Source organism: Archangium sp., assembly GCF_036388035.1.
Lineage (GTDB): Bacteria > Myxococcota > Myxococcia > Myxococcales > Myxococcaceae > Archangium.
This window is the reverse complement of record NZ_DASVSO010000714.1, coordinates 1-1,517: the sequence shown is the minus strand read 5'-3', so window position 1 is coordinate 1,517 and position 1,517 is coordinate 1. Positions and strand designations below refer to the sequence as shown.

Here is a 1,517-nt window from a genome sequence, read left to right as displayed (position 1 = left end):
GGCTCATGAGCTCGCCCGCGAATCGCCAGCTGTCCTATCGCCTGCGCCAGCAGCACGGGGTGCTCGTCCACCTCCGTCACGTCCTGGCAGCGCCACAGGGCACAGCGCTCCACGTCGCACAGGGGCACGACGCAGCTCGGGTCCGCGCGCGCCTCCTCCCACGCGTGCACGACGTCAGGCGCCTCGAGGTCCTCCTCGTACACGGCGGGCGCCGAGGTGGCACACGCGGTCAGTAGCAATCCGAGGAGCATGGCTCCCCGCTTCGAGGCCAGGAGGTTCATCCCGCCCACGCTACTACCGGCCCTGGTGCGCGCCGGTCACCGCACCCCGGTTGATTTCCGAGTCAATCCCGGGGGAGCATCCGCCTCCCACCAGGGCACACGAGGCCCGCAGCGCCGGGAGTCCACCGAGTGCAGAGGAAGCTCTTCCGCGAGGACCATGAGCAGTTCCGCCAGTCGTTCCGCCACTTCCTGGAGCGCGAGGTGAAGCCGCACCAGGAGCGCTGGAACGAGGCGGGCATCGTCGACCGGGAGGTGTGGCGCAAGGCGGGCGAGGCGGGCTTCCTCTGTCCCTGGCTGGAGCCCGAGTACGGCGGCGCGGGCGGGGACTTCCTGCATTCGGTGGTGGTGATGGAGCCGGGCACGGGCTCGGACCTGGCGGCCATCCGCACCACGGCGGTGCGCGACGGGGACTTCTACGTCATCAACGGCGCCAAGACGTTCATCTCCCATCAGCCGCGCCTTCATGGACGCACGCGTGCAGCGCATCTACGCGGGCACCAATGAAATCATGAAGGTCATCATCGCCAAGCAGTTGGGGCTCTAGCGCGGGCGGGAGGAAGGGAAGCACCTGCTGCTTCTCCGTCCCCTCCACACCCGACCGGGAGCAGGACAGGGACGTCCCCGGTTGGGAGTGAGGAGGTGAGAGCCGCATGGCGCGAGTACACGTCCTCGTCGTGGATGATGACCCAGACATGCAGGAGGTGATGGTCCTGACCCTCGAGGTGGGGGACTACCGGGTTTCCAGGGCCTCGAATGGACGTGAGGCCTTGGAGCGTGTGGAGGTCGAGATGCCGGACCTCATCCTGCTCGACATGCGCATGCCGGTGATGGACGGGTGGACCTTCGCGGCGGAGCTCCGCCGACGCTACGGTCACCATGCGCCCATCGTCGTGTGCACGGCGGCCGAGGACGCGCAGCGGCGCGCGCGCGAGGTCGACGCCAGGGGGTGCTTGAGCAAGCCCTTCGAGCTGGACGAGCTGCTCGGCCTCGTCGAGTCCGTGGTGCCGTCCCCCTGGGCGGGCGCGGACCCGCACCCGTGAGCGGCCAACCAGGCGCTCCCGTGCCCTCGTGCGAGGCGGGCGACGGGGGCCCGCTCGCCCGGTCGCTGCAATGTGCCTCCACCGGTCCAAGTCTTGCGGGAAGCCAGAGACGGCTCCCAGCACGGAGACCAGGAATGAAGATGGGTGGGTTCAAGCGCACGGTGGTGTTCGGGATGGCGGCTTCGGCCCTGTTGCT

Annotated in this window: 3 protein-coding genes and 1 pseudogene; 3 read left to right on the top strand and 1 reads right to left on the bottom strand. The window is 69.1% G+C overall.

The window, feature by feature from the left end:
• Nucleotides 1-281 (bottom strand): annotated as a pseudogene (locus VF697_RS29390) (hypothetical protein); the annotation flags it as partial.
• Nucleotides 282-410: 129 nt separating this feature from the next.
• On the opposite strand from VF697_RS29390, the gene VF697_RS29385 reads away from it, so the two are divergent.
• The 3 genes from VF697_RS29385 to VF697_RS29380 all read left to right on the top strand — a co-directional run bounded on the left by VF697_RS29385 (nucleotide 411) and on the right by VF697_RS29380 (nucleotide 1,321).
• Nucleotides 411-785: an acyl-CoA dehydrogenase family protein gene (locus tag VF697_RS29385; RefSeq protein ID WP_331100063.1), complete on the top strand. Its 375-nt coding sequence runs from the start codon at nucleotides 411-413 to the stop codon at nucleotides 783-785.
• A complete protein-coding gene (locus VF697_RS43585; RefSeq protein WP_414641355.1) occupies nucleotides 757-825 on the top strand; it encodes a hypothetical protein in 69 nt (22 codons plus the stop codon). The genes VF697_RS29385 and VF697_RS43585 overlap by 29 nt, the downstream gene beginning before the upstream one ends.
• Nucleotides 826-931: 106 nt before the next feature.
• Entirely contained in the window at nucleotides 932-1,321 is a 390-nt protein-coding gene (locus tag VF697_RS29380) for a response regulator (RefSeq protein WP_331100061.1), read from the top strand.
• The last annotated feature ends 196 nt before the right edge of the window (nucleotides 1,322-1,517 follow it).

What these genes read in the sequence shown, in the direction of transcription:
- VF697_RS29380 (WP_331100061.1), top strand. Translation starts at nt 932, where the DNA reads ATGGCGCGAGTACACGTCCTCGTCGTGGATGATGACCCAGACATGCAG.